This is a genomic window from Pontibacter sp. BAB1700, assembly GCF_000277005.1.
GTDB lineage: Bacteria > Bacteroidota > Bacteroidia > Cytophagales > Hymenobacteraceae > Pontibacter > Pontibacter lucknowensis.
This window is the reverse complement of record NZ_AKIS01000017.1, coordinates 1-6,789: the sequence shown is the minus strand read 5'-3', so window position 1 is coordinate 6,789 and position 6,789 is coordinate 1. Positions and strand designations below refer to the sequence as shown.

General features: G+C 49.3%; 6 protein-coding genes and 1 pseudogene. 6 read left to right on the top strand and 1 reads right to left on the bottom strand.

The window, feature by feature from the left end; genetic code table 11:
• Positions 1 to 648, bottom strand: a pseudogene (locus O71_RS02685) (hypothetical protein); the annotation flags it as partial.
• Positions 649 to 793: 145 nt separating this feature from the next.
• Between O71_RS02685 and rbfA the strand changes: the two are divergent.
• From rbfA to O71_RS02660, 6 genes are all read left to right on the top strand, one after another.
• Positions 794 to 1,189: a 30S ribosome-binding factor RbfA gene (gene rbfA, locus O71_RS02680; protein WP_007652963.1), complete on the top strand. Its 396-nt coding sequence runs from the start codon at positions 794 to 796 to the stop codon at positions 1,187 to 1,189.
• 17 nt (positions 1,190 to 1,206) lie between these two features.
• Positions 1,207 to 2,016 (top strand): bifunctional 2-polyprenyl-6-hydroxyphenol methylase/3-demethylubiquinol 3-O-methyltransferase UbiG, encoded by an 810-nt coding sequence (locus O71_RS02675; RefSeq protein WP_007652961.1) that lies wholly within the window; start codon positions 1,207 to 1,209, stop codon positions 2,014 to 2,016.
• A gap of 251 nt (positions 2,017 to 2,267) precedes the next feature.
• Positions 2,268 to 3,491 (top strand): FtsX-like permease family protein, encoded by a 1,224-nt coding sequence (locus O71_RS02670; RefSeq protein ID WP_007652958.1) that lies wholly within the window; start codon positions 2,268 to 2,270, stop codon positions 3,489 to 3,491.
• Between the two features lie 41 nt (positions 3,492 to 3,532).
• Complete coding sequence (locus O71_RS02665; protein ID WP_155800446.1) at positions 3,533 to 4,210, top strand: hypothetical protein; 678 nt, start codon at positions 3,533 to 3,535, stop codon at positions 4,208 to 4,210.
• Positions 4,211 to 4,390: 180 nt separating this feature from the next.
• A complete protein-coding gene (locus tag O71_RS24990; RefSeq protein ID WP_051017676.1) occupies positions 4,391 to 4,942 on the top strand; it encodes a hypothetical protein in 552 nt (183 codons plus the stop codon).
• A gap of 23 nt (positions 4,943 to 4,965) precedes the next feature.
• Positions 4,966 to 6,789: DEAD/DEAH box helicase (locus O71_RS02660; RefSeq protein WP_237717674.1), on the top strand; the 1,824-nt coding region annotated here is incomplete at its 3' end.

Genomic DNA, 6,789 nt, shown 5'->3' with positions numbered 1-6,789 from the left:
TGCAAAATAAGACGCAGTATTGGTGTAAAGGTAATAGGTCACCAGCACGGCATAAGGAAAGGCAAAGCCACAAAGCATTAACAGAAAGCTGCGGAAGGTGTTGGAAGCAAAAAGTACAACTCCAAAGGCCGCCACCAGCAGAAAAAGCGCTAAAGGCAAATAACTCAGCGCTGCAAGACCCACCATAAATCCTCCTACAAACAGGCGGTTGTTTTCAAAGCCCTCTCTCGAGATGGTAATAATATAAGGGAGCGACAGAATGACAAAGGTATTGCCGATGAGCAGTGGCGTTAGCATGTCAAACTCAAAGGTAAGGCTACCCATAAGCAGGTATAGCAAAGCAGGTATGTAGCCTTTGCCTGCGTATACCTGGTGCCGGTTGAGTGTCAGGTTAAGCATAACCGCCTGAAAGAGGAGCAGGAATGTCGCCGTGAGTCTGTAACTCAGGTAGGAGCGCCCTGCTATCACATCGATGGTCCAATACACAAAGGCAGAAAGCGGTGCTGTGGTGTCGTAGATATCGCGGTACATGGCAAAGCCATCCCCCATGCGTTCGCCTACCAGCATGTACAGCAGCTCGGATGCAGTAGCAGGTATACCCAAAAAGATGAGAGGCAACCGGATAGCCAGGAACAGTAAGACCAGCAAAAATAAGCGGGAAGGCAGTATGCTTCGGAAGTAACTAATCAAAGGAAGACGGAGTTAGAAAGAACTATACACCAGCCTGAGCCGAAATGAGTACGGCACAATTGGGGTAAAAATGCGAAATTAATATGATATTTGCATCTTCAATATGGAAAGTAAAAGACAACAGAAGTTTTCGCGCCTTATTCAGAGGGAGTTGGCAGAGATATTCCAACGGGAAGTGCCACACTTGTTCGGCGGAGCCTATATATCGGTAAGCGTTGTGCGTATGTCGCCTGACCTTGGTCTGGCGCGTGTATACCTGAGCGTGATGAACGCCAAAGACGGCAATGAAATGCTCCTGCAGGAACTGCGGGTCAATACCAAAACCATTCGTCATCTGCTAGCCCAACGCATCAAGAAACAAGTGCGTGTTATACCTGAGCTCGTGTTCTTCCTGGACGATACTGCTGAGTATGCCGCTAAGATCGACAAGCTGTTTTCCGGCCTGGACATACCACCTGCTCCCGAGGAAGACGAGGAGGACGATACCTATACCCGCTAAGAATCAGCAACACCCTTATGCAGTACGATCCGATTAAGCGCGTGCTGGGCGATGTGTTCAACAAGACCCCATTCCTGCGCCGCATATTTTATAACATGCTGGACCTGCTCCTGCTGCGTGCCTGGCACGTACACAAGGAATTGCGTGAGTGGGCCGCAAACCGTAAAACCGAAGAGCAACACATACTGGATGCAGGCTCTGGCTTCGGGCAGTATACTTACTGGCTCTCAAGCCAAAGCAGCAAATGGAGTATACTGGCCGTCGACGTAAAAGAGGAGCAGATATCAGACAGCAACCGCTTTTTCAGGGCGATAGGGCGGCAGAACGTGCTGTTCCGTATAGGCGATCTGGTAAAATACCGCGAAGAGAACACCTATGACCTGATTCTTTCAGTAGACGTAATGGAGCATATTCTGGAGGATGTGGAAGTATTTCGCAACTTTCAGGCGTCACTTGTGCCAGGCGGTATGCTGGTTATCTCCACTCCGTCTGACCAGGGTGGCTCGGATGTACATGGCGATGATGGAACGTCGTTTATAGAGGAGCACGTGCGCGATGGCTATAACATTCGGGAAATTCAGGATAAGCTCTTTTCAGCAGGCTTCAGCAAAGTAGAAGCGCGCTACTCCTATGGCAAGCCAGGGCAGATCTCGTGGCGACTATCGATGAAGTACCCGCTCCTGATGCTTAATACTTCTAAAGCCTTTTTTATCCTGCTGCCATTTTACTACCTGATTACCTTCCCGATAAGCCTCGTGCTGAACTGGTTTGATGTAAACGGCAAGCACGCCTCAGGCACAGGCCTGATCGTGAAAGCTTGGAAATAAATTAAATGGTTAAATTGCTAATTGTTGATTGTTAAATTGTTGATCCAGCAAAATGATTAAATTGCTGGAAAGGCAGGAGGGGATCAAGACCTGATTTCTCATCAGCAAGGTATAGCCGGCATTAGCATATTCTAAAGCTTGGACAATTAGCAAAGAGCTGAAAGCCAATAAAATTATTTTGCAAGAACAATCAACAATCAACAATCAACAATCAACAATCAACCTTTAGCCTAAGCACTCATACCTGCTAAATGAACGTCCCTTATCTCATAGCGAAGCGTTATTTTTTCTCTAAGAAGAAGAGGAACATCATCAGCATTATCTCTAACATTGCCATGATCGGGGTGGCAGTGGGTACGGCGGCGCTTATCATTGTGCTGTCGGTGTTCAATGGCCTCGAAGACCTTATTCGTACGATTTACACCAGCTTCGACCCTAACCTGAAGATATCGGCGGCAGAGGGCAAGTCATTCGAGACGGATACCGAGTTCATGAACCGCATACGCCGTACCCCTGGTGTAGCGCTGGTGACTGAGGTGATAGAGGACAATGCGCTGCTGCGCTACAATGACCGCCAAATGGTGGTGAAGGTCAAGGGTGTAAGTGAAAACTTCTTTGAGCAGAACCGCATAGGCTCTTCCGTGGTGGAGGGTGACTACAACCTGTATGCTAACGACAACTACTACGCTCTGGTAGGCCGGGGCGTTCAGTACCAGCTCTCTATCAGGACGAGCAGTCAGTTTACGTACATGCAGTTCCTCTATCCGCGCAATACCAAATTTAACCCACTCAATCCTGAAGGAGCCTTCAAATCACTACAAATAACCCCGGGCGGCGTGTTTGCCATCGAGCGGCAGTACGACGACGCCTATGTGTTTGTGCCTATCCAGTTTGCGGAGGAGCTCATGGAATACGGCCGGCGGCGTACCGCCATTGAGATCAAGGTAGAGGATGGTTACCGCATTGAAACAGTGAAGCGCTCTTTGCAAAAAGTACTGGGCGAAAGCTTTTTGGTCCAGAACAGCGACGAGCAGCACACCAGTCTGTTGCGAGCGGTAAAGGTCGAGAAGCTTTTCGTGTTCATCACCTTTGCCTTTATTCTGCTTATAGCCTCACTCAACATCTTCTTCTCCCTCTCCATGCTTGTCATTGATAAGAAGAAGGATATCGCTGTGCTTGCTTCCATGGGCGCCACAAAGGAGCAGATACGCAACATATTTTTGATTGAAGGCGCTTTGGTGGCTTTTATCGGGGCGTCCTATGGCCTGTCGTTGGGGATGCTGATTGCCAACCTGCAGCAGACTTTCGGCATTGTTTCGATGGGCATGGCCACTTCGGTGGTTGACTCCTACCCTGTTAAGCTTAAGTTGATGGACTTTGTGCTGACAGGTGCCGCCATCGTAATCATCACCATGCTGGTGTCTATACGTCCGGCTCGCAAAGCTGCAGCCATGTCTGTGCGGGACAATCTGTAAGGTATAGCCTCCGCCCTTCTTCACGCTTTATGCTACTTGCCTTGAGAGCTCTTCTGCCGTTTTCTTTAGCCCTCCTGTTTGGCTGTTCTTCAACCGAAACCGATACTTCGACAGAGGGAGCTGCAGCAGGTATAGCGCTGACCGAAACAGGGGCCCATGCCGTAACCCGAAGCAAAGTCCCTTTTTTGTGGCGTGAGCAGACGTACGATGCCAGCCTGCATGACTCTATTAGCACCATCACTATTGATCAGAAGCTGGCCGAGGAGCTGACTGATGCCGAGCGGGCAGCGCTGGGCTATGTTACCACCTTTATCGGCAGTGAGTGTGACTGGGACGGCAAAGCGAACCCGGAATTCAGCAACCTGAAATGTAAGACCCTTTCTGCGTTGAAGTTGGGCTACCAGTGCTCCATCGAGCACCTGGACTTTCTGCAGCACTGGTTCCAGAACGATCAGGAAGTGCTGATACAATTGGCTTCCTGTCCCCGCATACCTTTTACCGCTTCAAGCCAGCAAGCTTTCGACGAGATATACCTGACCACACAAGGCTATACGATCAAAGTATGGTTCAGTGCAAGCGGAGTGAACTTGCCGATGAATGCTACCTGGGAGTGGACAGAGGAAAATGTTTTCCTGGCTCAAAGTGATGCGATAAGCCTGGTGAGAGAAGATAAATCAGAAGTGATCAGAAGCGAGCTTATATTTGACGTGGGGCTTTAAGGTGCTATGGAACATATGATATGCTCTATATATTGAGATTAAAAGTCTTTAATGTGTTGTAACGTGTAATTGTATGCTAGAAATATAAAAATAGTTTGATTCGCGTCGGTAATTTCAAGAGTGTAAGATAGGAAATCAGGAGTTTTGGGAGTAAATTTGAAGTCCTAAAATTGTACCTGTATGAAAGTATACACCACACAGCCGTTTCAGGTAATCTATTCGTTGTTTGAACACGAATACCTGGGATACCTGTTCGAATCTTTTGTGGTGCAGATCAATACCAAGGGGCAGCTGACTTTACAGCACCAGAATATTTCTGCCAAAAACGCCGACGAATTCGCTTCCCGTCTCGACGGCAAAGACTTCAAATTAATTACTCTGATCGATCAGATCCAGCAGGATGCCGTACTGAAGAAATTTTCTCCTAAGAAGCTATCCCCTGCTGATTTCTTCCTGAAGGTATACGACCCAGAAAAGGGCGATAAAAATCTGCAGGAGGCGATCAGCCACTACATACAAGTGCGCATGGGCAAAATTCTGGAAATGCTCGAGGACCGGCGCACGTTCATAATGGGCAAGGACGGTGACCCCGCCTGGAAAGAGATTCAGGTGGCGGCTGATAAGGCAACCGTGCGTTTTCACCTACACCGTAACGAAGACAACACCCACTACTATCCTACAATCAAATACAAAGGCGAGAAGCTGAACTTCCAGTACCGCAATGCTGCCTGATCTGCTATGAGCCTGCCTGGCTGATGCTGGATGGTGTGGTGTATAGTTTTGAGAATGGTATTGATGGCAAAAAGCTGCAGCCCTTCCTGAATAAGAAGTTTATTCTGATTCCGCGATCGGTAGAGGAAAACTACTACCGCAAGTTTGTCACCTCCCTGGTAGAATCCTTTGACGTGAAGCCAAACGGCTTTGAGATCAAACCGCAGGAGTTTCGGCCAAAGCCCCACCTTAACTTCTCTGAGATCAAGTCGGCAGAGGTGTCTGCGCTGCTGAGCAATGGAGGCAGTGAAGCGAGCAAAGCGGACAAGGCTGCCGTGGCCGACAAGATACTGTTTAACCTGTCGTTCAGGTATGGCGACCACATGGTAGAGGCTCAGGATGCCAAGCGCATCAGTGTGAGTATGGAAAAGACGGAAGACTCCTACATTTTCCATAAGCTGATACGTGATGCAGTGCACGAAAAGCAGTACGTGAAAGAGCTTGCCAAGCGCGAACTGGAAGTGAAGAACGGACAGGCTGTGCTGGATAAAGGCGCTGCTTTCTCTTGGCTCAACAACAATCTGCAGGCGCTCGAAGAACTGGGCTTTACTGTAGAGCAGTCTGAGAAAAGCGGTAAGAACTATTTCATTGGTGAGATCTCCGTTAATGTAGGTATAACCGAAAACAACGACTGGTTCGATATCTACGGCACGGTTCGTTTCGGCGAGTTTGAGATTCCTTTTATCAAGCTCAAAAACCACATTCTGACCCGCAATAATGAGTACCTGTTACCGAACGGGCAGGTGGCTATTATACCTGAAGAGTGGTTCACGCAGTACATCGAACTGTTTGCCTTCTCGGAGGGCGAGCACCAGCTTACGCTGCGTAAGCACCACATGGCGCTGGTGAACGACCTGCAGAACGGCAACCTGGCGCAGGTGACGATGACGCGCAAGCTGGAGAAACTGCGCGAGTTTGACGAAATAGAAGACAAGCCTTTGCCAGCTGGCTTCCAGGGCGAGCTGCGTCCATACCAGAAAGCAGGCTACAACTGGCTGCACTTTGTAAAGGACTACAAGTTTGGCGGCTGTTTGGCCGATGACATGGGTTTGGGCAAGACCGTGCAGACATTGGCCATGCTGCAGCACCGCAAAGAGAACGGGGCTGAGTCGGCTTCGCTATTGGTCATGCCTACATCGCTCATCTATAACTGGATGAATGAGGCCCAGAAGTTTACTCCGGAGCTGCGCATCCTCACCTACACCGGCACTTACCGCGACAAGAACGTGGAGCAGTTCAAGGACTATGACCTGGTGCTGACCTCCTACGGCATAGTACGCCTCGACACGGAGCTGCTCAAGACCTACTACTTCGACTACATCATACTGGACGAGTCGCAGGCTATCAAAAACCCTGACTCCAACACTTCAAAAGCAGTTCGTTCGCTCAAGTCGCGTCACCGCCTGATTTTGACGGGTACACCAGTCGAGAACAGCACAATGGACCTGTGGTCGCAGATGTCGTTCATCAATCCGGGCCTGCTGGGCAATCAGCACTTCTTCCGAAACGAGTTTCTAAAGCCGATCGAAAAGGAGAAGGACGAGCACAAGACGCGCCGACTGCATGCCTTGATCAAGCCTTTTATCCTGCGCAGACACAAATCGCAGGTGGCTCGTGAGCTGCCGCCGAAGATTGAGCACACCACTTTCTGTAAAATGACGGAGGAGCAGGAGCATGCCTACGAAGAAACAAAGTCGTATTACCGCAATAAGATCCTGACGAGCCTGGAGGAAAACGGGCCGGGCAATACACAATTTATGCTCTTGCAGGGTCTGATGAAGCTCCGCCAGATTGCCAATCACCCTTCT

Bases quoted from the DNA above. Each gene is read 5' to 3' on its own strand.
- O71_RS02670 (WP_007652958.1), top strand. From the start codon at position 2,268: ATGAACGTCCCTTATCTCATAGCGAAGCGTTATTTTTTCTCTAAGAAG.
- O71_RS24990 (WP_051017676.1), top strand. From the start codon at position 4,391: ATGAAAGTATACACCACACAGCCGTTTCAGGTAATCTATTCGTTGTTT.
- rbfA (WP_007652963.1), top strand. From the start codon at position 794: ATGGAAAGTAAAAGACAACAGAAGTTTTCGCGCCTTATTCAGAGGGAG.
- O71_RS02675 (WP_007652961.1), top strand. From the start codon at position 1,207: ATGCAGTACGATCCGATTAAGCGCGTGCTGGGCGATGTGTTCAACAAG.